This window comes from Paraflavitalea speifideaquila, from assembly GCF_032395985.1.
Classification (GTDB): Bacteria; Bacteroidota; Bacteroidia; order Chitinophagales; family Chitinophagaceae; genus Paraflavitalea; species Paraflavitalea speifideaquila.
This window is the reverse complement of sequence record NZ_CP135920.1, coordinates 8,219,015-8,242,483: the sequence shown is the minus strand read 5'-3', so window position 1 is coordinate 8,242,483 and position 23,469 is coordinate 8,219,015. Positions and strand designations below refer to the sequence as shown.

Genomic DNA, 23,469 nt, shown 5'->3' with positions numbered 1-23,469 from the left:
CGTACACCTACCAGTAACCTGCTTAGGATATCACGACCATATTTATCGGTTCCCAGGTAGAATGTTTGGGTTATGATCTTATAATCGTTCTTGTTGTTGGCGAAGGCTACACGCTCTGTGATTCCCTCATCAATAAATTGCTGAATAATCAGGCTGTCGGCGGTAGTGGTATAGCTGCTAATGGGCAGGTACTGATTCCGGTCTTCCTGGCCGCCAATAAGACGGGCAAAAAAGAAGCCTTTTCAACACTGCGTTCTTTAGGTAGCAAGAGGAACTGTTGTGTATAACCTGGCTTTTGACCGCCAATTTCCACGATCATCCGGTTGGCATTGGGGTGCCATCGGGCGCCAATATATAAGCCAATAAGGCCACCAACAAAGAGAGTACAATGACCACCATACCAAATAAAGCGCCTTTATTCCTTTCAGTCGCCGCCAGGTAGAACGTGTTGTGGCAGTAGCCATTGGTGATAATAGAGTTTTGTAAACTTATGATTGCTTCCTGATTACCCTCCCCTTCCATTCGTAATGGCCAAACTTGCCCAGCCATCCTGCAATAATAGTATATAGAATATGTATTGGCTGCAAAAATGGAAAATACTTCATGAGGGAGCCTTGGTTAAAGAAAATGGCTGACGCATGCACAAAAGGAAATTCGATGAGAACCTTGGCCAATAGCAGGATGAGGCAGAAGAACAACCATATATTTTCCCAACAGGCGGCTACAGCAGCTACCAGAAAACAAATATTGACCAGGTACACCAGTAACAACGTCAAAAAAATGCGCTTATCATCATAACTATCTGCCTTACTGGCCCAACGGATGCGTTGGTGAAAAATGCCTTCCAACTGGCAGCAGGACCGGTAGATACAATAGCCTCTTTTGACTTGAGGTAAAATACCTTGTCAGGATATTTCCGGTAGATCTTATGCATCAACAGCATATCGTCGCCCGAAGGAATGTTATCAATGCCTTCAAAGCCATTTACTTCCTCAAATGCCTTTTTCATAAGCCAGGTTTGCGCCATTGCACATAGAATGAAAACGCCGTGATACAGAAGCCCCGGTAATCCCTTGCAGGGTGATAAAATCAAGCGACTGGAAAATGCCCAACAGGGTAGGGCGGGCAATTATTTTTACTGGTGCTGCAATGAACTTTGCCTGGGTGGATTCATAAAAAGCTGCCATGCTTTCCAACCAGTGTTCACCAAAATGGCAATCGGCATCGGTGGTTACAATCAGGCTGCCCTTTGCTACACCAATACCTGTTTCTATAGCCTTTTTCTTATAAGAACGGGTAGCTTCCCGCTCAATTATATAATCAGCTAAGCTAAGTACTGTTAGTGAGAGACCGGCATAGGTATTGGCGCGCAAAAAGGTGGCCGTATTATCTGTAGAATGATCATCAACAATAATTACTTCATACAAGCTTTTGGGGTAAGCTTGATTAACCAGTGATTCCATCAAATCAGGCAGGTTCTGCTCCTCATTACGTGCGGCAATGATCACAGAAATAAATGTATGAGAAGGTGTGTTTGGCAAATTGAAAGCTGGCAACCGGTTCCATGCCCGGTGATAAAAATTGATGAGGATGGCATATCCCACCATCAACAGGAAAAATATGAAGAGGAATATTGGCATGCAGCCGAAATTGAATGAACGGATTTAAGATTGTAATAATTCAAGGATCACCCCCACATTCTTTTCCTGTAACAATTGGTGACCAGTTGGAATTATACGCAACGTACAGAAAGATTCAATACCGATACGGAATTTTTCTCCCCGCTCATATCGTATAATACGGTCATATTGACCATACACCAAACGAAAGGGTATAGCATATTGCACAATCGACTTTTTATTGTGGGGAGATGGGGCCTGATATAGCGCATACAGGTCCAACGATTGTAAAGGTCTTCCCTTACCTGCTTGTCATTGATATAATACCGGGTGAATTTTAAAACACTTTGGTTGATCATGCCTATCCTATTTCCAATCTTTAGCAACAGCATAAACCATTGGGGATGACGCATGGTAAATCGGAAAAATCGATTTCCTATCACCGTACGGGTAGCCAGCCGGTACCAAATATTCACTTTCAATCCATCAGGTGCCAGCAAAATTACTTTGTCGATTTGTGCGGGTATTTTTTCCATCAGGCCCAGGGCTACCCGGCCGCCCATGCTAAAACCGGCAAGCGTTAGCCGGCCGGTATAACCCGTATGCAGCTTACAAATATGGTTAATGATGGAATGCAGGTCATCGGTAGTGAAGTTCAATCCCTCGTTCCATTGCGTGCCGCCATGAAAGGCAGGTCGATGGCTAGTAGGCGATACCCTGCGGGCAGGTGGGGTTCCAGGAAATGATAGGTCTTTTCCGATTCGCCATAGCCATGCAGGCATACCAGCAGCTTTTCACCGCTACCGCTATAGCTGTAATTGATTTGTGAAGACCGGTAATTGATTGAAGCAGTTTGCATATAACAGACTGCAATAAAACTACAACTTTATCAGTAAGCAAGGCATTGTTATAATTGAAAGGCTTGCTAATGCAATAGCGCTCTATTTACTGAATGCCCGGATAAGGGGGTTATTGCCTGCACTACTAATACGTAGAAAATACATACCGCTCGCCAGTTGTGTGGTGGGGAGGCTTAAATAATTGGAGCCACGGTTAACCTGGCGTATGGTTCGCTGTATGGGGATGCCGCTATTGCTGACCATTTCAATGGTAAGGGCCTGTGCAGTTTCAGCAATCAGCTCCAGCTGCAATACTTTATTGACAGGGATGGGGTACAGTTTTTTGATCACGAGGGCCGACAGGGTATTTTTAATGGTTACCGTTTTTGAATAATGGCTCCTGTCTCTTTCCTGAATGATCAGCCGGTAAAAACTGGTGCCTGGTAGTGGCGTTGCATCTGTAAATGCATACCTGGACCCGCCCACCAGTTCATTAACAGGCAATTGCTGTAATGTTTCAAATTCTTTTCCATCAGCACTTCTTTGTACAATAAAGTAGCTATTGGTAGCATCGTGGATTGCTGTCCATTTAAGCGCAACTTTACTATCCTGCAGGGTGGCGGTAAATGCCTGTAGTTTGATTGGCAGGATCGCACTAAATACATTCTTTGCTTTTACCCTTTCAAACAATATGCGGTGGCCCGCATTGTTAAAATGTATATCATCGGCTCCCGACTTATAGGCTGGGAGGATCAGTGAGTCGGCTGGGTTGTAAAGGTCATCATAAAAGTTGATGGTATTCATTATTCCAAACCGGTTAATGATCGAATCTTTCAGAATGGCCAGCCTGTATTTCACTGCCGGGGTATTGAAGCTACCACCTCCCTGGGCTGTGTGGTGGTAACAAAACATTTGTTGCCAAGCCTTGTGGCTGAATCGTAAATGATCTGCAGGCAATTCAACACCTCTGCAATGCTTAAAGTGTCGTAACCATTGGTAGGATAATTTACGATCACCACCCCATTGGATGGTGTAGGCAGGCTGGACAGCTGGTTTACAGCCCGGGTAACATTGTAACCGGGATCGGGCCCCTGCCGGTTGGGCGGGGGTATGTAACTGCTGGGCATGCCCTTATAAGAGCTGGCGCCGCCCCAACCCAAATTATACACTGTGTCTGCCAGGTTTAGATGGTTTTTATAATAATTACTAAAGCGCCTAACCCAGGAGCTATCCGCAGGATAAGCACCGGTGCCACCGGTAGTGGAAGATCCCATAGCCACCATCCGCATTTGTTGTGCAAAGCCGGAAGTGCATGCAGAAACGCACAAAAGTGCGAGATAAATGTATTTCATCTATGACGGTTTTCGGGCTATGGAGTGGTTACACAGAGTTGTAGCAAAAAGGGTACGATCAACAGTGGGTGGAAAGCGAATCTACTGATTTTGTTAACCCTGGAGTGATGTCAATCCAACGAACTACCCGTTTTAGGCACGAATTTGATCTATGTCCTACACACCTGTTTTTTTTGGTATGTGAGTAACAATGTTTTAGAAGGGTTTTCTCTTAAGAATTATTTGCCCCAAAAACTTGTTCAGGAAGGGAAATTATGTAAGTTTGGATAGTTGTATAAACAACTATATGTCAAACAACCAATTCAGAAAAGGAGAGCTCTATAGCTTTATTACAGGTAAAGCATCTACTGCTATTGCCCGGAGTTTGCAGAAGAAATTCAATATTGCTGAGCTGAATGTAACCATTGAACAGTGGAGCGTATTGTATCACTTGTGGAAGCAGGATGGTATCAGTCAGCAGGAGTTATGCAATGCCACTTTTCGTGATAAGCCCAGTATTACCCGATTGGTAGACAACCTGGAAAAATTGCAACTGGTAAAAAGGGTTTCTTCGGACGCTGACCGCCGTATGAACCTGATCTTCCTTACCAAGCAGGCACAAAAACTGCAAGAACAAAGCATGGGGTTGGCCGAAGAAACATTGAATGAAGCCCTGCAAGGAGTTCCGCCCGAACGGATTGATATCTGTAAAGAAGTATTGCAGATCGTCTATGATAACCTAAAATAAAGATATACCGCGCCGCTGTGCGATAGTATAAAGTAGCGGTGCTTTTCACGATGGACTTTCACTATAAAAACATTATTTTATGAGCAGCGCAACACAACAAAAACGAGTTTGAAAGGCGGCGAATGGCTGATCAAAGAAAGTTCTGCTTTTGATACGTTTATCCCGGAGGACTTTAATGAAGAGCAGCAGATGGTAAAAGACATGTGTACCTCTTTCCTGGATGCCGAAATATTACCAGTGCTTGACAGGATTGACAAGCTGGAGCCAGGATTGATGCCATCCCTGGTGGCTAAAGCTGGTGAGCAGGGATTGCTGGGTGCTTCCATTCCGGAAGCCTATGGCGGGCTGGGTAAGGATTTTATTACCTCTACCCTCGTCAATGAAGGATTGGGCGGAGGCTTTTCTTTCTCTGTGGCGGTTGCTGCTCATACCGGTATCGGCACTTTACCCATTTTATATTTTGGTACAGAGGCACAGAAGGAAAAATACATTACCAAGCTGTCCACCGGCGAATGGAAAGGTGCGTATGGGCTTACCGAGCCAGATAGTGGCAGTGATGCCCTGGGCGCTAAAACAACAGCTAAATTGAGTGCAGATGGCAAACATTACTTGCTGAATGGGCAGAAATGCTGGATCACCAATGGTGGTTTTGCAGATGTATATACAGTATTTGCCAAAGTTGATGGCGATAAGTTCACAGGCTTTATTGTAGAGAGAGGGTTTGAAGGATTTACGCAGGGACAAGAAGAACACAAAATGGGTATTAAGGGTTCTTCTACCGTTCAGTTGTATTTCCAGGATTGTAAGGTACCTGTTGAAAACGTATTAGGAGAAATAGGTAAGGGGCATATCATCGCTTTTAATATCCTGAACATAGGACGATTGAAGCTTTGTGCTGCCGCCCTGGGTGGTGCTAAAAGAGCTGCCAATACCAGTATTCAATATGCTACCACACGTGAGCAGTTTAAGATGGCCATTGCCAATTTTGGCGCCATTAAACACAAGGTGGCCGAAATGGCCATCAAAATGTGGGTGGCAGAAAGTGCTTTATACCGCACTTCCAAATGGATCGACGAGAAGGAACAAGAGTTGCTGGCAGCCGGTAAACCTTTCAATGAATCCTTATTGGGCGCTGCTGAAGAATATGCTATTGAGTGCGCCATACTGAAAGTATTTGGTAGTGAAATGCTTGATTTTGTAGTAGATGAAGGGGTACAGATACATGGCGGTAATGGATTCAGCGACGAATATATTATTTCAAAAGCCTATCGTGACAGCCGCATTAACCGCATCTATGAAGGTACCAACGAAATTAATCGCCTGCTTACGGTTGACATGGTACTAAAGCGTGCTATGAAGGGTCGCCTGGATCTGATGGGGCCTGCTATGGCTGTGCAGAAAGAGTTGATGAGCATTCCTGAATTTGGCAGTGGTGAAGAAGAGGCTTTTGCCAAAGAAAAGAAAGCCATCGCCAATTTTAAAAAAGCCATCCTAATGACTGCCGGCGCTGCTGTGCAAAAGCTGATGATGAAAATTGAAAGCGAGCAAGAGATATTGATGCATATCGCTGATATGGCCCTGGAAACCTTTAATGCAGAAAGTGCCTTACTAAGAGCCATTAAACTGGTAGATCGTAAAGGAGAAGCTGCATGCCAGTTTGAACTGGATATTATGCGTACCTACTTGTATGATGCAGCTGATAAGATCAATAAATACGGTAAGGATGCTATCAATGCTTTTGCAGAAGGCGATGAGCAACGGATGATGTTATTGGGGATTAAACGCTTTACCAAGGTCGATGTATTTAACAGCAAAGATGCACGCCGTAGAATTGCTGATCAACTCATCAAGGACAATAAATATCCATTGTAGTATTGATAAGTTGATTATTATATCATTGATATAGGTGGCAGCTTTGCCACCTTTTTTATTCGTTTGCCGATTCGTGCAGGAAGAAACCAGCACAAATATTTCAAATAATTCATGCATTGCCAGCAATTTGCTGCAAATGAATTTGTTATCGCTTTGCTATGTATTTTGCCTTATGAAACGAACTGTATCAGTCGCCTGCCTGTTCCTCGCCTTGTTGAATGTCCAAGCTCAGGATAGTACCTCCAGCTTCTTTTATGTAAAGACAACCGGTCAACTTCCCTGCCTGGAATATGGATTGGGGATGATCGGCTGGGTGGAGCTAAGATGACTTACCTGGATAGCAATGTAGTACTTAAAGTAGTTGACTCCTCCGGAACAGATTACAAAGTGCAACTGTCCCGTTTCCATACCGCTTATGTGGCCAAAGCCAATGTAAAGCCTGATACGGCAGCTCATACAAAGCCGTATTATCTATCTGGCAGCTGGCGCGTGTATGGTAATGCTACGCATGATATTGCAGCTGTGGGCATGGAAGAGCGCCTGCCATACCGCAGTGTACAACAAATTAACCCTTCGCGGCTGGTAGTAGATATTTTTGGTGCCACTTCAAATACCAACTGGATCACCCAACTCAAATCGGTGAAGGAAATTAAGAATGCCTGGTATGAGCAGGTAGAGGATGATGTATTGAGGGTATTCATCGAATTAAAACATCGTCAGCACTGGGGCCATTATATATCCTACGACAGCAGTGGTAAGCGATTGATCATTCGTATCAAACGGCAGCCGGAAAAGATGCGCATGAGAAACCTGGTCATTGCTGTAGATGCTGGCCATGGCGGTAGCAATGCAGGTGCTGCAGGGGTAACCACGAAAGTTTATGAAAAAGTATATACCCTGCAGTTTGCAGAAGCCCTGCAAAAGTACCTGACTCGCAGAGGAGTAAATGTATATATGACACGAACAGCGGATGTAGACATCAGTATGCCCGATCGCACCCTGGCTTTGCGTCAGCAGGACCCCAACCTGCTCATTAGCCTGCACCTCAATTCGGCCGGCAATCCTGCCGCCAAAGGCACCAGCACCTATTACCGTTATATTGGTTTTCGCCCCCTTACCCAGAAAATCCTGAACAGGATGCTGGAACTGGGTTTGGATAATTACGGAAATATTGGCAACTTCAATTTCGCTTTGAGTGGCCCTACCGAATACCCCAATTGCCTCGTAGAAATTGCTTTTCTGAGCAATGAAGCGGATGAACGCAGGATCAAGGACCCGGCATTTCATAAAGCAGTAGCTAAGAAGATCTATAAAGGGATAAGGGATTGGGTCAGAGCGAACAGGAAGTAAAAAGCAAATTGTTTTAATATGAGCACTAGCCGTCGTGAATTTATTGCCAATACCGGTAAAGCTGCTGTTGCCGGCGGATTGATTACTTTAGCGGAAAATAATACCAGCCCCATGGCCGAACATAAGTTTATCCATCACGTATATTTCTGGCTCAAGAATCCCAATAGCAAGGAAGATCGGGCAAAACTAATAGCCGGTCTGAAAAAGCTGTCGACCGTGAAAACGATCAAATGGTTCCATATTGGCCAGCCAGCCAATACCAGCCGGGAAGTGATTGACAGCAGCTATGCTATTTCCTGGTGCCTTATGTTTGATAATGATGCCGATCAGGCCAGTTACCAAACAGACCCCGTCCACTTAAAGTTTGTAGAAGAATGTTCTTCCGTATGGAATAAGGTAGTAGTATATGATTCAGTTGATGTACAATGAAAGGATACTTATTAATTGAAAAGGCATTTACGCCAGGAGAGGAGGTATTTCTGGAAAGTAAGTCCAGCGAGAACAATTATGCAGTTGTTTTTGAGGATGATACGGATACCGGCTATTTCTATGCCCTTGAATTGACGCCCAATACTGGCGAGCAGCGCATATTGGATGCTCTGCATATTTATAATGTTGAAGAGGTAACAGGAGCAGACAAGCCCTGGAACCTGAAGATAATCTGGTCGAGGGATTGGCTGAAATGTGCTTTGGTGATCAATGCAAATTGCCATGCCGTATTTGATTTTGAAAACCAGGGCGGTCATAACCTCCATGAATTTCCTCCACCCAATACCATCTGGACTAAGGGGGATAGAAAATTGACCAATGCGCTCATCAATGATATCTTTAAATAGCCTGAAATAAAATTAAAAGGCCGGTAAGTTCATCTGTGCTTACCGGCCTTTTTGTATACATTAAGATCTGATCGTTATTGTACTCCCGCAGCAGCAGCCTCATCTACAAACCAATGCAGCTCACCGGAGGCCGGTTGTATGATCTGTGAAGGATACTGATCTACATTGCGTGCTCCTTTCAACACTTCTTGTAGCGCATGGTTTTTATTAGCTCCAAAAGCGAGGAAAGCTACCCTGGCAGCCCGGTTTACCACGGGAGCCGTAAGCGTAATGCGGTACATTTCCTGTGGTGCCAGGTAGAATGCCTTTACCCAGGCTGTTGTTTCATGAATAACGGCTGTATGCGGAAACAGGGATAAGGTATGACCATCATCACCCATTCCATTCAACACCAGGTCGAAGGTGGTGCCTTCGGCTGGGAAATAATGATGTAATATTTGTTCATAATCAGCCGCTGATTCTTCCGGTGTAATATCCGTTTTCATGACATGCACCTGTTCTTTTACTACTGGTACATGATTCAGCAACTGCTCAAAGGTCATCCGTGCATTATTGCGGCTATCGGCATAAGGAACGGCCCGTTCGTCACCCCAAAAAATATGCAGCTTTTTCCAGTCGATCCTTCCCCTGTAGGGAGTAGTAGCCAGCAGCTCATACAATAGCTTGGGTGAGTTGCCACCTGTAACTACCCAGGTAAAACGGTCTTTTGTTTGTAAGGTACTCTCGATCGTACGGGTGATCCATTCCGCCAGCTCCTGGCTCACAGCGGTACTATCTTTTGAATATGAAGCTGCATGCGTAATATTGATTGATCAATAAATAGTCGCTAGGTTACTTGGTACCTACCTCTGATTTCCCACTGGCTTGTTTCTGAATGGGCAGGTTAACCCAGTTCCGTCCATCGCGGGCAATCAATGCTTCTGCATCTTCAGGACCCCAGTTGTCTGGCGCATAATTGGGGAAATCTACCGGTGGTCTGGCTTCCCAGGTTTCCAGGATTGGCATTATGATCTTCCAGGCTGCTTCTACCTGGTCCGAACGCATGAACAAAGTTGCGTTGCCTTCCATTACGTCCAGTAGTAAAGTTTCGTATGCTTCTGGTTCTTCTTCCTCATACGCATCTTTATAACTAAAGATCATATCTACGGGATTCAGTGTCATCGACTGGCCGGGGCGTTTGGCCTGGAAACGCAAACGGATGTCCATTTCCGGTTGAATACTGATGGTGAGCCTATTGGGGCGCCAGGTATCTGCTGCTTCCGGAGGAAATGCATAATACGGGGCCGGACGGAATTGTACGGTGATGATGGTCGACTTCTGGTGCATACGTTTACCCGTACGTACATAGAAGGGCACATCCTGCCAGCGCCAGTTATCGATGTAGAATTTAACGGCTGCGAAAGTATCAACCGGCGAATTGGGTGCTACATTCTTTTCCTGGCGATAGCCGGGCACATTCTTTCCCTTCATCCAGCCTTCGGAATATTGACCGCGTACAGCGTGTGCATGAACATCCTCATTAGTGATACGGCGAATGGCATTCAATACATCCACCTTTTTGTTGCGGATCTCATCTGCTTCAAAGGAAACAGGTGCTTCCATAGCGATCATACACATCAGTTGCAGGATATGGTTTTGTACCATATCGCGCAGTGCGCCTGAACTTTCATAATAATCTCCACGACCTTCCACGCCTACTGTTTCTGCTGCGGTGATCTGTACATGCTCTATATAGTTCCTGTTCCAGATAGGCTCAAACAAAGCGTTGGCGAAACGAAGGGCCAGGATATTTTGTACCGTTTCTTTACCGAGGTAATGGTCTATGCGGTAGATCTGTTTTTCATCAAACATGCTCGACAGCAATTCATTGAGCTCATGAGCACTCTTCAGGTCATGGCCAAAGGCTTTTCTACCACGATGCGGGTGCACTTGGTATCATGACAGATATTTAATGGCCCCAGTTTGCTGGCAATATCGGGCACCAGTTGGGGGCTACGGCCATGTAGAATATCACATTGGGGTGCTCACCAAACTCCTGCTCCTTCTCTTTTACAATGTCGGCGATCTTCTGATAATCAGCTTCATTGGATGCATCCATTTGCAGGTAGGATACATTTTGAGAGAAGGTGCTCCATTTGCCATTTTGCTCTCCTTTGCGGCGGGAAAACTGTTGAATACCATCCAATAAATGCTTGCGGTAATCTTCGTTCTTGAATGGCCTCCGGCCGATACCCACAATGCTGAACTTGTCGGGCATCCAATTATCAATAAACAAGTTGTATAAGGCAGGAGATAATTTGCGGTGATTCAGATCGCCGCTGCCTCCGAAGATGAACAGCAACGATGCGGGTGGACGTTTATGATTTTGCATAACTGTTAGTTTGAATCCGAAAACCGGCAAATCGTTCAGGCTATAGCGTACTGGTCAATAAGGCCATACTTTCTGGCTTTTCCGACTTCCGGGCTTTCTTACTATTTATTCCAGATCGTATGAAATGTTCCAGGTTGATCAATTCTTTGATAAGTATGTGCACCAAAGTAATCGCGTTGTGCCTGGACAAGGTTGATAGGCAATTGACTGCTGCAATAGGCATCGAAATAGCTTAATGACGATAACAGGCAACCAGCAGCAAATTTATTTTGAATAGCTGTGGCTGCTACCGCACGCAGGTTTTGTTCTTTGCCTTGCAGCAACCGGGCAATCTGCTCATTCAATAACAAATTTTCCAGCTGTGGGTTCTGTGTATAGATCTTGGTGAAGAGGTCGAGCAGGGAAGAGCGGATAATACAGCCACCGCGCCATACGCTCACTACCTTTTGCATGGGGATCTGCATATCCAGTTCGGTAGAAGCTTTGTGTAACAGCGCCAGCCCCTGCGTATAACTGATCAATATACCAAAGAATAATGCATCGTGCACTTGCTGTATAAAGGCTTCCTTGGGGGGCTGATGGTGCCAGCTTGTGTTGTATAGAGGGCGGCAGCTTTTACCCTTTCTTCTTTCAGGGAAGAAATATTGCGCATAGTAACCGACATGTCGATGGTAGGAATGGGAACGCCGATTTCCATGGCGTCCTGGGAAGTCCACTTACCTGTTCCTTTAGCGCCCGCTTTGTCAAGTATTACGTCGATAAGGCGTTGATTGCTTTTATCATCCTGTTGCAGGAAGATATCGGCGGTGATCTCTACCAGGAACGATTGCAGGTCGCTCTTATTCCAGCTATCAAATACCTGGTGCAATTCATCATTGGTAAGGCCCGCTCCACGATGTAGTAGGTCATAACATTCACTGATCAGTTGCATAATGGCATACTCAATTCCATTGTGCACCATTTTTACATAGTGACCGGCAGCGCCTTTACCCAAATGGGCTACACAGGGTTCGCCATTTACCTTGGCTGCAATGGCTTCCAGCATGGGTTGTACATGCGGATAGGCTTCCTGATCGCCTCCGGGCATGATGCTGGGGCCTGTGCGGGCACCCTGCTCACCACCGGAAACGCCCATACCTACAAAGTGCAGGCCTTTATCTTTCAAATAGGTAACCCGGCGTAAAGTATCTGTATAATGTGAATTACCGCCATCAATGATGATATCCCCTTTTTGCACCAGGGGCAACAGACTTTCGATCACATCATCCACCGGTTTACCGGCTGGTACCAGCATCATGATCCGGCGGGGAGTCGACAGCTGGTTCACCATTTCTTCCAGGGTTACCACACCTTTAACCGTGGTACCAGGGGTAGCGGCGGCCTCAAAAGCCGTTGTTTTCTGATTGTCTTTATCAAATCCGATTACTTTAAATCCGTGATCTGCCAGGTTAAGTAACAGGTTCCTGCCCATTACGCCGAGGCCGATCATTCCAAAGTCGAATTGTTGTGCAGCCATAATTTTAATATGAGTGACAAAATTAGGTAGTGAGGCTGGTAACAAAAAAAGAACTGTTGGCTATTTTATGTGTTGTATTATCCGGGAACTGAAAAAAATACAAAAGCCCGCTTGCGTACAGGCTAAGTGGGCTTTATTAAATGAGTTAATAAGGCTATTTTTTTGGCTGGACCTGCACTTTCAGGATGTTCCTTGCCATGATGGCAGGTCATGCAGCTGAGAGGCGCTACGGCACTTGTATCCCCTTGTTTGTAATGGAAGTATTTTTGTTGAGCTTAGCTGTCATCCGGAACATGTTACGGGCTATTTCCTTCTCAGGTTTCTCGTCACTGGCAAAGTCCATTTTCTTAGGATCATCTTTGCGGGGGCATGACAAAAACCGCAACGTACCCCAGTGCTGCCTTCCATTCGTCCATTATTTTGTCCAGGTCATCATGACTGATATTCTTAGGTAATACCTTGAGGTTTTTGTGTGTACCCTTGGGCGGCTTACTGGCCGCGATGCCCGCCAGTACTAAGATCACTAACATAAACAATACAGTCATCTTCTTGTTAAACAGCATAATAAGAAAGCTTTTAGTGGTTGAATATAGGGAAAGGGGCTTCATCCCCGGTGAAAAAATTTACAATTCTCTGACATTTGACGACAGCTTAACGAGCTACTTGTATTAACAAAGGATTATTATCGGCCATACATTTTGAAGTAAAAACGTTGTATATTTGCGCCGTCAAATTTGAGGTTTAGCATTTAGTAAGTGAACGATGTAGTCTGCTACGCATTTCTGCTAATAGTTAGTTAGTCTTTCTTTACGCTGCTTTTTCTCAGATCATTATAAAATTTAATCAGTTTATTGTTATGAACATTTATGTTTCAAATTTGAGTTTCAACGTTACCGATGAAGACCTGCAAGATTTTTTTGCTGACTATGGCGAAGTTTCTTCTGCCAAAGTAATTACCGACAAATTCACCAACAAGAGCCGTGGATTCGGTTTTGTAGAAATGCCTGATGATGAAGCTGCCCGTAAAGCAATCGCTGAACTGGATGGTGGTATCGTAGAAGGCCGTGCTATCAAGGTTACTGAAGCTCGTCCCCGTGAAGAGCGTAGTGGTGGAAACGATCGTCGTTCTTTCTCTCGCAGCAACAGCAACCGTTATTAATACGCTACTGTTACAATACATGGAAGCCCTTCGTTTATTACGAGGGGCTTTTTTATTCCCCAGGCTTCCTACTCCTAAAAAGGGAAGTCCTTTTACCGTTTTAAATCCCGGCTTTACCGGTATTCCGCTGCGTATAACCGGTTTAGTATTGGCTACTGGCTATTATAATTTTACTTTGCACGGGTATTGATTCTGCAAGCAGGACGATTTAGAACCTAACCTCTTAAGTGCAAACATGAATTTAATAGGAAACCTCATCTGGCTTGTTCTTGGCGGCTTTTGGTCGGCCCTGGGCTATCTCTTCGGCGGTCTGGTATTATGTCTTACCATTGTGGGCATCCCCTGGGGCTTCCAGTGTTTTAAACTGGCCGGGGTAGTACTTTGGCCTTTTGGCAAAAGATAGTGCCCAAACAGGGCGGTGGTACTGGCTGTCTCTCCCTATTCTGCAATATCATCTGGCTGCTTTGCGGTGGCTTGTATACGGCGTTCGTTCACCTGGTATTTGCCTTCCTGCTCTTTATCACCATTATTGGTATTCCTTTTGCACGCCAGCACCTCAAACTCATGGAGCTATCCCTCATGCCCTTTAGCCGGGATGTGATCTGGTAGATATTCTTTCACAGAATTTTAATCTTTGAGTTTTTGGTAAATATAAGAAAAGCCCTAACCTTGCGTTATTGCCCTTAGATGATCGTTTTTGAGCCTCGCTATTGTCTTTGTTGATTGTTGAAGAAAAGCATACGGACGCAGCAGGGCGACTGATAAAAAGGAATCAGCCATTTTTAACCGCGTACAACAACCAAGATGCAAAGACGCCACCCCTGCTGGACCTGTTATTCATTGGTAGCAATGCTCACCGTGTTACTTATCCGCTGTGGTGATGTCAAGGCCCCAGCCAGCAACAAGTCAACTGATTCCTTGTCGAAGGTTGCCAACAGTACACCCCCGGTTTCACAAAGAAAATTCGGGTTGCCGGTAGACTCCTTTACTGTAATAGAAAAGACCATAGAGCGCAATGAGTTCCTGGCCAATATATTAGAACTGTACCAGGTAGATAATGGCACCATTGCCCAATTGGCCATCAAATCAAAAGGTGTTTTTGATATTCGCAATATCCGGGCAGGCAATCAATACACTGTATTCTGCACCAAGGATAGTCTGCAGAAAGCCCAGTATTTTGTATACCAGCCCAATGCTATCGATTATGTGGTGTACGACCTGCGCGATTCCATCAGCATTTACACTGGCAAAAGAACTGTTACCACCCGTACACTTACTGCTTCCGGTAAGATTGAAGGTTCACTTTATGAAACCTTCAAAAAAGCAGGCGCTGACCCCGGCCTGGCTATGAAACTGGCCGATATCTATGCCTGGTCCATTGACTTTTATTCTATTCATGAGGGCGATTGGTTCAAAGTCGTGTATGAACAACAATACATAAAAGAAGAACCGGTTGAATTGGGCGCTATCCGCTCGGCTGTATTCTCTCACGATGGGGAGCCTTTTTATGCCTTTTACTTTCAGTCCGACAGTGCCCAACCTGGTGAATATTATGATGAACAGGGCAAAACCCTGCGCCGGTTTTTCCTGAAGGCGCCATTAAAATTCAGTCATATTACTTCCCGCTTTACCATGCGCCGCTTTCACCCTGTACAAAAACGATGGAAAGCCCACCTGGGCACCGATTATGCAGCCCATACCGGTACGCCCATTATTGCTACCGGCAGCGGTGTTGTTATAGAATCAGCATTCTCTCGTTTTAATGGAAATTATGTCAAGATCCGTCACAACAATACCTATACTACCCAATACCTCCATATGAGCCGCAGAGCGGCTAAAAGAGGCCAGCATATAAGGCAGGGGCAGGTGATTGGTTATGTAGGCAGTACCGGACTGGCCACCGGTCCCCATGTTTGTTACCGCTTCTGGAAAAACAATCAGCAGGTTGACCCCTTGCGTCAAAAATTCCCTTCGGCCGAACCCATTTCTCAGTCATCCCTTTCTGTATTTGATCAGTATAAACAGGAACAGCGCCAGCAATTGGAAACGATCAAACTGGCGGGAGGTGGTGCCATACAATAGGATCAATAATAAGTAAACGAAGTAAATCCCGTATAGCTATCTCCGGCCGTCGGCCCAGCTGTTACCCTGGTAACGGAATGCCGTTCTATAGGCAGGTTGCCATGGTATACATAATTGAATTGGGCTTCCCGGACAAATGGACCATTGACAGACTTAGTACGTGTAGGGTTATTGAGTTGGAACCGTACCTGTGGCAATAAGATCACGTGCTCAAGGAAGTCCCTGGAAACAGCAAAGCCGTCAACACACTTCTTGTTGTCATACGCCTCAAAATCGCTAATGCTTACCTGGGCTGTCGCAGGGTAGGAACTCTCCACGCGTTTTACATTGCCATCATCGTAATAGGTTAAAACGGTATGTTTTTCATCAGGCCCATTATTCACTGGTTGCCAGTCCATATGTGTCACCCGTCCACGGTCATCGTATCGAATGGAAATGGTGATCTTTAATCCAGCGTTGTCGTATTGCTGCACACTGCTCACACGCTGGTTCGTATATCGGTACAGGAAATATTTTGCATCGGTGGAACTGCTGGTTACGCTATCAATGCGGCCACTTTTATAAAAATATTCGTACACATACATGTCCTCATGATAGGATAACCTGGTAACATATCCTGAATCATTATAGGTGAAGTGGTAAAACGGGGTTGCTGTGTTCCTGACGTTAACTTCCTTTAGCAGCACAACAAACCGGTCGGTGCCGGCTATTTCGCAGGGAACGGGTCCGGGGTCCTTATCAGAGCAGGCTACAGCCATCAATAACAAGATTGCCGTCAAAGAGATCAAGGTGATTCCTTGTTGCATAAAAAAGCTGGTTATTTTACTAAAACTACCAGTAGTCGGGTAAAATAACCAGCCTCTTCCTGCATGCTGCTCTATAGGCCGTTAAATGAACAAATATTCAAGTTGAAATATTCTGAAGTAAGTTTTTATTTGATCCAACGTTCAAAAAATTCCCAGGTACGTAAAAGCTGGTCAATGCGCTGCCGGTTGTCGCCACTGCGGGTAATTTCATGCGTAGCATTGGGATGCCGTACATATTCCACGGGCCTGTCCAATGCTTTCAGGCTATGGTACAGCATTTCACTTTGAACAAAGCCGGTACGCCGGTCATTTTCACCATGGAAAATAATATAAGGGGTGGTGATTTGTTGTACATAGGTAATGGGCGATTCCCTTTCCAGGATAGCTTTGGTTTCGGGCTGCCAGGGGTAACCACCAAAATAATTGGGCACCAATCGCCACGCGTTGCCCTCACCAAAGAAGGTGGCCAGGTCATAAACGCCTCGCTGTGAACAGGCGGCTTTAAATCGTTTGTCATGGGCGATGATCCAGGCTGTAAGGTATCCCGCATAAGATCCACCAGTAATGGTGAGCTTTGAAGTATCGACCCATCCTTCAGCAACAGCTTTATCCAGGGCCGTTAGTACATCGCTGCTGGGCCCGGCTCCCCAATCATTGATATTACCCCGCAGAAAATCAAGACCATATCCGCCGCTGCCCCGTGGATTGCAATACACTACTCCATACCCTTTGCTGCAGAAGTACTGGAACTCATGCCACATACTGCTTTCACCCGGCCCCCACATAGCCGAAGGGCCTCCATGTATCTCCAATACCACCGGATACTTTTTACCAGCCTCATAATTGGTGGGCTTCATGATCCAGTATTCAACTGTCATGCCTTTGCTGTTGGTAAAGGTTTTCTTTTCGGGGAATGACAGTTTCTTACTTTGTACCCAATCATTGAAATGACTGATCTGTTTGGCATTCTGGGCCGAAGCATCTGCCAGGAATAATTCAAAAGGATTGGCAACAGCTGTTTTTACAAATACCAATTTATTATTCACCAGATCAAAGCTGCTAATGCCGCTGTTATAGTCAGTTAACTGATCCACCTTTTGGTTTTTACATCCACCCGGTAAAGTGGCGCTCCGCCATTACTTTGGGCCGTAAGGTACAAGTACTTTTCATCGGCACTCCAGGTAACCGCTCCTTTGCTACGATCAAAGGGAATATCAATAATGTCTTTTACTGTGCCATTCACCGGCATGATGGCCAGTGTGGGGATGCTTACAAAGGATGTATTGCCATATTGAAAGGCCAGCCATTTACCGGAAGGAGAAAGGCGCGGGCTGCTGTACACTTTGCCCTCTTCGCCCAATAACATCCGGAAATTGGAACCATTGGTGTTGACCAAAAGAGCTGGCTTTCCAGCGACCGGTCGGGGTGTTGCAGTGAATCAACATCACCCGCCATGATTACCTGTTTGCCATCGGGGGTAAAACTGGCGCCGTTAAAGCGATAGAATCCCCGTGTAATGGCCACTGGCGTAGCGCCAGGCACGGCATTGACCACAAAATAGTGGTTGAAGCTCATGTCGGACGACACATTCATCTCGTCCAGGAAGTTCAATTTATTAAATACCCTCGCTTTGCGGTCGGCCGCATTATTTTCGAGGTAGGCCCGCACTTCTTCGAGTGAACCATCGGGATCTGCTTTTGCGCTAGAGCTTTGTAGCTGTTCATTTTTGTCAAAGCCAGGTTTTTCAGCTGGCCATTGGGGAGTCAATTTACCTGGATTGAGGTCGGTATCTTTCAACAACTCTTTTAGCGGTACACTGGTTGCAAATAGGAGCTGCTTGCCATCGGGGCTCCAGGAAGGGGAGGAGGCGCCATATTTGAATTTGGTGAGCTGGATGGCTTCGCCGCCATCCAACGACAACAGGAAAATCTGTGCCTTACCATCTGCTGTCCGTACAAAAGCCAGTTGCCTGCCATCGGGACTCCAGGTGGCCTGGGAAGCATTTTCTTTGGAAGTTAGCGCACGGGGTGTGGTACTACCATCTGTGGCCACCATCCAGAGTTGGTTGGTGTATTTGTAATCTGTTTTACTCTCCCCGTCGGGCTCAATCGTGGTTACACTGAAGGCAGCCTTACTGCCATCTCGGCTAAGCGTAACACCGCCCAACGACTTTATCTTCAGCATATCTGTTACTTTAACAGGCTCATTGCCTTGCTGGGCCTGGGTAGTCAGGGTACTGAGTAGGAAAAGGATACTGGTATAACGTATTTTGATCATGTCAGGGATTTTAATGAGTGAATATATGAATTCATCATCGTTTGCCCGATTGGTAAATGATGAGTGAAAGCTTTGCTACTTTTGATCAATAAATAATACGTTATGAGCCAATTGGTCAATGAATTCAATGAGTACCGTACAAAGATGAATGAAGTAATACTGGGTAAAAATAACCTGGTGATGAAGCGCTTATGGAACCTGGATACCAATACTTATGAGGCAGGCGCCCTGGATGTAAAAACCAAGGAATTGTTGGGATTGGCAGCCAGTATGGTTTTACGTTGTGACGACTGTATCAAATACCACTTGGGTAAATGCCATGAACAAGGAGTCAATACAGAAGAAATGTATGAGGTGTTTGCCGTAGCCAATATTGTAGGGGGCACCATCGTTATTCCCCATACCCGCCGGGCAGCCGAATATTGGGAAGAATTGATTGCCGGCCATTGAGCCGCAATGCGATAGCCAGGGTTTTTAGCTCACAGCTCGCAGCTCAAAGGTCACAGCTTTTTTGTAACTTTAGAATATGAGCGAAGCCATATCTGCCCCCGCATTAACGGCCAAAGACTTTTCCACCGATCAGGAAGTTCGCTGGTGTCCCGGCTGTGGTGATTACTCTATCCTGGCACAGGTACAGAAGATCATGCCGGGACTTGGTATTCCCAAAGAGAATATTGTGATCATTTCCGGTATCGGCTGTAGCAGCCGGTTCCCTTATTATATGAACACCTATGGTATGCATTCTATCCATGGGCGGGCTACTGCAGTGGCCAGTGGCTTAAAAGCTGCCCGGCCCGAATTGAGTGTATGGATCGTAACCGGTGATGGCGATGGATTAAGTATTGGCGGTAATCATACCATTCACCTGCTGCGTCGTAATTTCGATGTGAATGTAATGCTGTTCAATAACCAGATATATGGGCTTACCAAGGGACAATATTCTCCTACTTCCGAAGAACAGAAAGTGACCAAGTCGACTCCTTATGGCAGCATAGACCATCCTTTCAATCCCCTGGCTCTGGCTATGGGCGCTGACGCTACTTTTATTGCCCGTACGATGGATCGTGATCCCAAACACTTACAGGAATCGTTGATCCGGAGCCATAAACACAAGGGCTCGTCCTTCCTGGAGATCTACCAGAACTGTAATATATTCAATGACGGCGCTTTTGAGTCTTTCACCGAAAAAGCAACCAAGCCCGATAATACCTTGTTTTTAGAGCAGGGGAAACCACTCATTTTTGGCGCCCAAAAAAACAAGGGCATTAAACTCGATGGCTTTAAGCCAGTAATAGTGGAGCTGGGCGAAGGGGCAAGCCCTGATGACCTGTGGGTACATGATGACCATGATTTCTACAAAGCCCAGGTGTTGGTGCGTATGTTTGATGATCCCCGGATAGAGGGCCATTTACCCCGCCCTTTTGGTGTTTTTTATGAAACAGATCGTCCTTGTTATGAAGATATGCTGGAATTGCAATTACAGGAGGTGATCAAATCAAGGGGAAGGGAAACCTGGATAAACTGCTACGGGGGAATGAAACCTGGACCATTGCCTAAACTGTCTGAATCATGATCTATGGGCTTTTAGTTGTTTGCTACCTACCAGGAACTTCACAAAATCTGTGTAATCCATAATAACCTGCGCAATCAATGATAAAAAGAGCCAGCGATGGAAATCGCCGGCCTGTGCTTACCTCTGAAACCACAAAAAGAAAGAAGGTAACTATATATTATTTATATATAAATTCAGTTTAAAGGATCCAAAGTTGATCTTGAATTGGATTATTTGTCGATCAGTGAAAGGAACATAAAGCGGCTCAGTATAGTAGGTAGTAAGCACTTTGAGTTACTTCACTTTCAATTTTACTGCTACAACTGTGGAGTTTAAGCAGTTGGTTTTGGCACCGACAACGATATTTTCAGTTGCCAAAACGCACAGGGTCGTAAACAACGTGACAGAGGTAATACATTTACAAGGGTAGCGGAAACACTATATTGTACGAATTTTCATTCGTGCTTTCTTTTCGATAGAACCGGAAATTAGTATAACTAACTGGAAATTGGATGGTTGGAATGAGGAGATTGGAGATTTCAGGTGCTTTGCGGGTGTGAATAGTGGTTCAGCACATAAGCAGGGTAAAAGTAAAGACTGTTTTCTAAAATATCAATATTTTCTTCAAGAATTTTTAATGAGGGTCGCTTTTACAGCCATTTATTAAGAAAGATCAATTATGGCTTGAAAGTCTTTTACTTAACATGGATGTTTGTTTGGCATATGTAAAATGACCTGCCCTATGTATTATTGAGCCAGGGATTGAAGGCCCATTTCTTTTTCTGCAGCTTTGAATACCTTCTCTTTTTTATAACCATACCACCATTGAGGGGCAGTCTTCTTCATCAGGGTATCAATACTGCGCATACCAAATAAATTCCAGGCGCCCTGCAACTTACCCGTAAAGGAAGATTGTAAAGCTCTTAAACTCATGGCAAATCCACTGTCGAGGTATTCCATATGATGCCAATAACCGGCCGGCATAAATAAGGTGTCGCCGTGATCAAGTATTACTTCATAACCTTCCGCCAGCTTTAAAGCGGGGAACTTTTGATAATCAGGTTTGCCATTTTCATTGTAATGCGAAAAATCGGCCAGGCTAAGTACCTCAAAAGGTTTGCGGTATAACTTATGTTGTTCTTCAAAAGGAAACAATAATACTTTCTTTCTACCGGCAAACTGGGTATGCAGGATGTGCGACATATCGATGTCGAAATGCATATGGGTAATACTCGTAGCGCCGCCCGTAAACAGCATGGGGAACTTCTTGACAAAACCTTTCATCAGGTGTTCGGGCCAGGTAAAATCCTGTGTCAATTGCGGGGCATGGTCAAAAATATTGAATAAAAATATCCGCCAGCCTGCTGGCCCCTGGCTGATCATATCAATGTATTCACCAAAGGTCTTGTAATCATCGGCCGTATTGATGGGGGTATAGGCATCGCTTTTTACATTGTTGTACAAACCTACCCGCGTATTGCCTACCATTTCCTTGAAATAAGCCCAATCCCATTTTGAATAGGCAGGCCAGTCTTTTGCCAGGTTATTGATTACTACCGGCTTCATGGGTTTATAATAGTGCTGCTGAAATGCTTCCCCACTGATGGAATCTATTCTGTCAACAGGTTGTAAACGCATGGACAAAATTTATCGCTAATTTAATATTAAATCTATTTATGCTACAATGGCTACCCGAATTTATTGATTATGTGACAACTATGAACCTGGAATGTTGGGTTTTAACATCCCTGGTGTCCATTTTTACGATTTATTGACATTTAACTATAATTTTACTTCATGCTGCTACACCTTCACCCCGACAATCCACAGCCCCGTAATATTCATACCATTGTATCGGGTTTGTCCAAAGGAGAGGTGATCATTTATCCAACCGATACTATTTATGGCCTGGGTTGCGATATCTACCAGCAAAAGGCCATTGAACGTATATGCCGCATTAAGCAGGTAAACCCCAGAAGGCCCAGTTATCATTCATTTGTTACGACCTTAGCGATCTTAGTCAATATACCAAAAGCATTTCCACGCCCTTGTACCGCATGCTTAAAAGCTATTTACCGGGCCCTTACACATTTATTTTACCGGCTAGCAAAGAGGTTCCCAAGATCCTCAAAAGCAAAAAAGACACCATTGGTATCCGGGTTCCCGATAACAATATTGCCCGGGCGATCGTAAAAGAACTGGGCCACCCCATCCTGAGTACAACCCTCCCCGGTGATATGGTAGAAGAGTATACCGATCCCGAACTGATGTATGCAAATTTTGAAAAACTGGTTGATATTGTAGTTGATGGGGGATTGGGGGCATGGTGCCATCTACCGTGATAGACTGTACCGGCGATGAGCCGGTTATTGTACGGCAGGGCGCCGGAGAATGGGTGGCTGAATAATTGGCTGTATATTCGCCCCCTAATAGCCTCCATCTATGACTGCTGCATTAACTGAATACCAGCGTTTTTCCCCGACTCTTTTGAACTGGAAACTCCCCGTGTTTTACTCCGCTTATTACAACCCAGCGATTTTGACGCTCTTTACCCCCTGGCTCAATCCAAGGATACCTGGAAATACTTTGTGCAGGAGCTGGATGATGCTCAGGCCTTGCGCAATTGGATTTCCGATCTGCTGCAGGAGCGGGAGCTAGGTAAAAGAATGCCTTTTGTGATCATTGACAAGGATACGCGTGAGGTATGTGGCAGTACCAGCTATCTCAATATCTCCTTTTTTGATAAACGCCTGGAAATTGGTTCCAGCTGGCTGGGACCTGATTTCATTGGTATGGGGGTAAATAAGCAAGCCAAGTTTGCACTCCTAAGCTATGCTTTTGGTGTTATGAAAATGGAAAGGGTGGAAATCAAAACTGATAACCTGAATGAGCGCGCCAAGTCTGCTCTTCTAAAAGTGGGGATGATACCCGAAGGCGTATTGCGTAGTCACATGCAGATGCACTCCAATCGCCGGCGTGACACTATTTATTTCAGCATCCTGAAAAACGAGTGGCCGGAAAGGGTGGCCAGTTTCTTCCCGGAAATGCTTTAATCGTGAAACGTGAGAAGTGAAATGTTAAACTGACCACTCCCGTCTCACCTTTCACATC

General features: G+C 45.2%; 32 protein-coding genes and 1 pseudogene. 15 read left to right on the top strand and 18 right to left on the bottom strand.

Annotated elements, in window-relative coordinates; genetic code table 11:
* Window positions 1-65 precede the first annotated feature (65 nt).
* Complete coding sequence (locus tag RS881_RS56640) at window positions 66-287, top strand: hypothetical protein (protein ID WP_315818837.1); 222 nt, start codon at window positions 66-68, stop codon at window positions 285-287.
* 28 nt (window positions 288-315) lie between these two features.
* Here RS881_RS56640 and RS881_RS56635 read toward each other — a convergent pair whose 3' ends face one another.
* The 7 genes from RS881_RS56635 to RS881_RS56605 all read right to left on the bottom strand — a co-directional run bounded on the left by RS881_RS56635 (window position 316) and on the right by RS881_RS56605 (window position 3,741).
* Complete coding sequence (locus RS881_RS56635; RefSeq protein ID WP_315818836.1) at window positions 316-549, bottom strand: hypothetical protein; 234 nt, start codon at window positions 547-549, stop codon at window positions 316-318.
* Between the two features lie 223 nt (window positions 550-772).
* On the bottom strand, window positions 773-1,009 hold the full coding sequence (locus tag RS881_RS56630) for a glycosyltransferase family protein (protein ID WP_315818835.1): 237 nt from the start codon (window positions 1,007-1,009) through the stop codon (window positions 773-775).
* Entirely contained in the window at window positions 993-1,640 is a 648-nt protein-coding gene (locus tag RS881_RS56625; protein WP_315818834.1) for a glycosyltransferase, read from the bottom strand. Before RS881_RS56625 ends, RS881_RS56630 begins: the two co-directional genes overlap by 17 nt.
* Window positions 1,641-1,732: 92 nt before the next feature.
* Window positions 1,733-2,278, bottom strand: coding sequence for a serine aminopeptidase domain-containing protein (locus tag RS881_RS56620; protein WP_315818833.1), 546 nt, complete (start codon window positions 2,276-2,278; stop codon window positions 1,733-1,735).
* Complete coding sequence (locus RS881_RS56615; protein ID WP_315818832.1) at window positions 2,275-2,478, bottom strand: alpha/beta fold hydrolase; 204 nt, start codon at window positions 2,476-2,478, stop codon at window positions 2,275-2,277. Before RS881_RS56615 ends, RS881_RS56620 begins: the two co-directional genes overlap by 4 nt.
* A gap of 82 nt (window positions 2,479-2,560) precedes the next feature.
* Window positions 2,561-3,316: a T9SS type A sorting domain-containing protein gene (locus RS881_RS56610; protein WP_315818831.1), complete on the bottom strand. Its 756-nt coding sequence runs from the start codon at window positions 3,314-3,316 to the stop codon at window positions 2,561-2,563.
* Complete coding sequence (locus tag RS881_RS56605) at window positions 3,313-3,741, bottom strand: SGNH/GDSL hydrolase family protein (RefSeq protein WP_315818830.1); 429 nt, start codon at window positions 3,739-3,741, stop codon at window positions 3,313-3,315. Before RS881_RS56605 ends, RS881_RS56610 begins: the two co-directional genes overlap by 4 nt.
* Before the next feature lie 355 nt (window positions 3,742-4,096).
* On the opposite strand from RS881_RS56605, the gene RS881_RS56600 reads away from it, so the two are divergent.
* From RS881_RS56600 to RS881_RS56580, 5 genes are all read left to right on the top strand, one after another.
* Entirely contained in the window at window positions 4,097-4,537 is a 441-nt protein-coding gene (locus RS881_RS56600; RefSeq protein WP_315818829.1) for a MarR family winged helix-turn-helix transcriptional regulator, read from the top strand.
* 108 nt (window positions 4,538-4,645) lie between these two features.
* Window positions 4,646-6,409: an acyl-CoA dehydrogenase FadE gene (locus RS881_RS56595; protein ID WP_315818828.1), complete on the top strand. Its 1,764-nt coding sequence runs from the start codon at window positions 4,646-4,648 to the stop codon at window positions 6,407-6,409.
* Window positions 6,410-6,733: 324 nt separating this feature from the next.
* Entirely contained in the window at window positions 6,734-7,759 is a 1,026-nt protein-coding gene (locus RS881_RS56590) for an N-acetylmuramoyl-L-alanine amidase (protein WP_315818827.1), read from the top strand.
* An 18-nt stretch (window positions 7,760-7,777) separates the two neighbouring features.
* Window positions 7,778-8,188, top strand: a complete 411-nt coding sequence (locus RS881_RS56585; protein ID WP_315818826.1) for a Dabb family protein — start codon at window positions 7,778-7,780, stop codon at window positions 8,186-8,188.
* Window positions 8,185-8,595, top strand: coding sequence for a DUF2251 domain-containing protein (locus RS881_RS56580; RefSeq protein WP_315818825.1), 411 nt, complete (start codon window positions 8,185-8,187; stop codon window positions 8,593-8,595). Before RS881_RS56585 ends, RS881_RS56580 begins: the two co-directional genes overlap by 4 nt.
* 74 nt (window positions 8,596-8,669) lie before the next feature.
* Here RS881_RS56580 and pgl read toward each other — a convergent pair whose 3' ends face one another.
* The 6 genes from pgl to RS881_RS56550 all read right to left on the bottom strand — a co-directional run bounded on the left by pgl (window position 8,670) and on the right by RS881_RS56550 (window position 13,045).
* On the bottom strand, window positions 8,670-9,359 hold the full coding sequence (gene pgl, locus RS881_RS56575; RefSeq protein ID WP_315818824.1) for a 6-phosphogluconolactonase: 690 nt from the start codon (window positions 9,357-9,359) through the stop codon (window positions 8,670-8,672).
* Window positions 9,360-9,426: 67 nt separating this feature from the next.
* A complete protein-coding gene (gene zwf / locus RS881_RS56570) occupies window positions 9,427-10,524 on the bottom strand; it encodes a glucose-6-phosphate dehydrogenase (RefSeq protein WP_315818823.1) in 1,098 nt (365 codons plus the stop codon).
* A gap of 19 nt (window positions 10,525-10,543) precedes the next feature.
* Window positions 10,544-10,966, bottom strand: coding sequence for a glucose-6-phosphate dehydrogenase (NADP(+)) (locus tag RS881_RS56565; protein ID WP_315818822.1), 423 nt, complete (start codon window positions 10,964-10,966; stop codon window positions 10,544-10,546).
* Window positions 10,967-11,067: 101 nt separating this feature from the next.
* Complete coding sequence (locus RS881_RS56560) at window positions 11,068-11,514, bottom strand: NADP(+)-dependent, decarboxylating phosphogluconate dehydrogenase (RefSeq protein ID WP_315818821.1); 447 nt, start codon at window positions 11,512-11,514, stop codon at window positions 11,068-11,070.
* Window positions 11,484-12,482: an NADP-dependent phosphogluconate dehydrogenase gene (gene gnd, locus RS881_RS56555; RefSeq protein ID WP_315818820.1), complete on the bottom strand. Its 999-nt coding sequence runs from the start codon at window positions 12,480-12,482 to the stop codon at window positions 11,484-11,486. The genes RS881_RS56560 and gnd overlap by 31 nt, the downstream gene beginning before the upstream one ends.
* 353 nt (window positions 12,483-12,835) lie before the next feature.
* Complete coding sequence (locus tag RS881_RS56550; RefSeq protein WP_315818819.1) at window positions 12,836-13,045, bottom strand: hypothetical protein; 210 nt, start codon at window positions 13,043-13,045, stop codon at window positions 12,836-12,838.
* Window positions 13,046-13,338: 293 nt separating this feature from the next.
* On the opposite strand from RS881_RS56550, the gene rbp reads away from it, so the two are divergent.
* From rbp to RS881_RS56535, 4 genes are all read left to right on the top strand, one after another.
* On the top strand, window positions 13,339-13,641 hold the full coding sequence (gene rbp / locus RS881_RS56545) for an RNA-binding regulator (protein WP_315818818.1): 303 nt from the start codon (window positions 13,339-13,341) through the stop codon (window positions 13,639-13,641).
* A gap of 235 nt (window positions 13,642-13,876) precedes the next feature.
* Window positions 13,877-14,044 carry a YccF domain-containing protein gene (locus tag RS881_RS61375; RefSeq protein ID WP_350340056.1) on the top strand — a complete coding sequence of 56 codons (168 nt, stop codon included), beginning with the start codon at window positions 13,877-13,879 and terminating at the stop codon, window positions 14,042-14,044.
* The gene (locus RS881_RS56540) at window positions 14,023-14,250 is read left to right on the top strand and encodes a YccF domain-containing protein (protein WP_315818817.1); all 228 of its coding nucleotides are present in this window, start codon (window positions 14,023-14,025) and stop codon (window positions 14,248-14,250) included. Before RS881_RS61375 ends, RS881_RS56540 begins: the two co-directional genes overlap by 22 nt.
* A gap of 195 nt (window positions 14,251-14,445) precedes the next feature.
* Window positions 14,446-15,723, top strand: a complete 1,278-nt coding sequence (locus RS881_RS56535) for a peptidoglycan DD-metalloendopeptidase family protein (protein WP_315818816.1) — start codon at window positions 14,446-14,448, stop codon at window positions 15,721-15,723.
* A gap of 2 nt (window positions 15,724-15,725) precedes the next feature.
* Here the strand turns inward: RS881_RS56535 and RS881_RS56530 are convergent, their stop codons facing one another.
* The 4 genes from RS881_RS56530 to RS881_RS56515 all read right to left on the bottom strand — a co-directional run bounded on the left by RS881_RS56530 (window position 15,726) and on the right by RS881_RS56515 (window position 18,806).
* Entirely contained in the window at window positions 15,726-16,529 is an 804-nt protein-coding gene (locus tag RS881_RS56530; protein ID WP_315818815.1) for a hypothetical protein, read from the bottom strand.
* A gap of 125 nt (window positions 16,530-16,654) precedes the next feature.
* The gene (locus tag RS881_RS56525; RefSeq protein ID WP_315818814.1) at window positions 16,655-17,623 is read right to left on the bottom strand and encodes an alpha/beta hydrolase family protein; all 969 of its coding nucleotides are present in this window, start codon (window positions 17,621-17,623) and stop codon (window positions 16,655-16,657) included.
* Entirely contained in the window at window positions 17,611-17,778 is a 168-nt protein-coding gene (locus tag RS881_RS56520) for a hypothetical protein (protein ID WP_315818813.1), read from the bottom strand. Before RS881_RS56520 ends, RS881_RS56525 begins: the two co-directional genes overlap by 13 nt.
* Before the next feature lie 20 nt (window positions 17,779-17,798).
* Window positions 17,799-18,806 (bottom strand): TolB family protein, encoded by a 1,008-nt coding sequence (locus RS881_RS56515; RefSeq protein ID WP_315818812.1) that lies wholly within the window; start codon window positions 18,804-18,806, stop codon window positions 17,799-17,801.
* A 102-nt stretch (window positions 18,807-18,908) separates the two neighbouring features.
* Between RS881_RS56515 and RS881_RS56510 the strand changes: the two genes are divergently transcribed.
* Both RS881_RS56510 and RS881_RS56505 read left to right on the top strand, forming a co-directional pair.
* A complete protein-coding gene (locus RS881_RS56510) occupies window positions 18,909-19,256 on the top strand; it encodes a carboxymuconolactone decarboxylase family protein (protein WP_315818811.1) in 348 nt (115 codons plus the stop codon).
* Between the two features lie 76 nt (window positions 19,257-19,332).
* Entirely contained in the window at window positions 19,333-20,379 is a 1,047-nt protein-coding gene (locus RS881_RS56505) for a 2-oxoacid:ferredoxin oxidoreductase subunit beta (protein WP_315818810.1), read from the top strand.
* A 726-nt stretch (window positions 20,380-21,105) separates the two neighbouring features.
* Here the strand turns inward: RS881_RS56505 and RS881_RS56500 are convergent.
* The gene (locus tag RS881_RS56500) at window positions 21,106-21,996 is read right to left on the bottom strand and encodes a cupin-like domain-containing protein (RefSeq protein ID WP_315818809.1); all 891 of its coding nucleotides are present in this window, start codon (window positions 21,994-21,996) and stop codon (window positions 21,106-21,108) included.
* Between the two features lie 159 nt (window positions 21,997-22,155).
* Here RS881_RS56500 and RS881_RS61370 point away from each other — a divergent pair.
* The 3 genes and pseudogenes from RS881_RS61370 to RS881_RS56490 form a co-directional block, all read left to right on the top strand.
* Window positions 22,156-22,284: pseudogene (locus RS881_RS61370) on the top strand (Sua5/YciO/YrdC/YwlC family protein); the annotation flags it as partial.
* Window positions 22,285-22,352: 68 nt separating this feature from the next.
* Complete coding sequence (locus RS881_RS56495) at window positions 22,353-22,700, top strand: L-threonylcarbamoyladenylate synthase (RefSeq protein ID WP_315824947.1); 348 nt, start codon at window positions 22,353-22,355, stop codon at window positions 22,698-22,700.
* Window positions 22,701-22,820: 120 nt separating this feature from the next.
* The gene (locus RS881_RS56490) at window positions 22,821-23,411 is read left to right on the top strand and encodes a GNAT family N-acetyltransferase (RefSeq protein ID WP_315824946.1); all 591 of its coding nucleotides are present in this window, start codon (window positions 22,821-22,823) and stop codon (window positions 23,409-23,411) included.
* Window positions 23,412-23,469 lie beyond the last annotated feature (58 nt).

Coding starts and splice junctions, on each gene's coding strand:
- rbp (WP_315818818.1), top strand. CDS start 13,339: ATGAACATTTATGTTTCAAATTTGAGTTTCAACGTTACCGATGAAGAC.
- RS881_RS56605 (WP_315818830.1), bottom strand. CDS start 3,741: ATGGTGGCTATGGGATCTTCCACTACCGGTGGCACCGGTGCTTATCCT.
- RS881_RS56615 (WP_315818832.1), bottom strand. CDS start 2,478: ATGCAAACTGCTTCAATCAATTACCGGTCTTCACAAATCAATTACAGC.
- RS881_RS56505 (WP_315818810.1), top strand. CDS start 19,333: ATGAGCGAAGCCATATCTGCCCCCGCATTAACGGCCAAAGACTTTTCC.
- RS881_RS56565 (WP_315818822.1), bottom strand. CDS start 10,966: ATGCAAAATCATAAACGTCCACCCGCATCGTTGCTGTTCATCTTCGGA.
- RS881_RS56500 (WP_315818809.1), bottom strand. CDS start 21,996: ATGCGTTTACAACCTGTTGACAGAATAGATTCCATCAGTGGGGAAGCA.
- RS881_RS56625 (WP_315818834.1), bottom strand. CDS start 1,640: ATGCCAATATTCCTCTTCATATTTTTCCTGTTGATGGTGGGATATGCC.
- RS881_RS56550 (WP_315818819.1), bottom strand. CDS start 13,045: ATGCTGTTTAACAAGAAGATGACTGTATTGTTTATGTTAGTGATCTTA.
- RS881_RS56515 (WP_315818812.1), bottom strand. CDS start 18,806: ATGATCAAAATACGTTATACCAGTATCCTTTTCCTACTCAGTACCCTG.
- RS881_RS56630 (WP_315818835.1), bottom strand. CDS start 1,009: ATGAAAAAGGCATTTGAGGAAGTAAATGGCTTTGAAGGCATTGATAAC.
- RS881_RS56530 (WP_315818815.1), bottom strand. CDS start 16,529: ATGCAACAAGGAATCACCTTGATCTCTTTGACGGCAATCTTGTTATTG.
- RS881_RS56520 (WP_315818813.1), bottom strand. CDS start 17,778: ATGCCGGTGAATGGCACAGTAAAAGACATTATTGATATTCCCTTTGAT.
- RS881_RS56590 (WP_315818827.1), top strand. CDS start 6,734: ATGACTTACCTGGATAGCAATGTAGTACTTAAAGTAGTTGACTCCTCC.
- RS881_RS56535 (WP_315818816.1), top strand. CDS start 14,446: ATGCAAAGACGCCACCCCTGCTGGACCTGTTATTCATTGGTAGCAATG.
- RS881_RS56585 (WP_315818826.1), top strand. CDS start 7,778: ATGAGCACTAGCCGTCGTGAATTTATTGCCAATACCGGTAAAGCTGCT.
- gnd (WP_315818820.1), bottom strand. CDS start 12,482: ATGGCTGCACAACAATTCGACTTTGGAATGATCGGCCTCGGCGTAATG.
- RS881_RS56600 (WP_315818829.1), top strand. CDS start 4,097: ATGTCAAACAACCAATTCAGAAAAGGAGAGCTCTATAGCTTTATTACA.
- RS881_RS56635 (WP_315818836.1), bottom strand. CDS start 549: ATGGCTGGGCAAGTTTGGCCATTACGAATGGAAGGGGAGGGTAATCAG.
- RS881_RS61375 (WP_350340056.1), top strand. CDS start 13,877: ATGAATTTAATAGGAAACCTCATCTGGCTTGTTCTTGGCGGCTTTTGG.
- RS881_RS56580 (WP_315818825.1), top strand. CDS start 8,185: ATGAAAGGATACTTATTAATTGAAAAGGCATTTACGCCAGGAGAGGAG.
- RS881_RS56510 (WP_315818811.1), top strand. CDS start 18,909: ATGAGCCAATTGGTCAATGAATTCAATGAGTACCGTACAAAGATGAAT.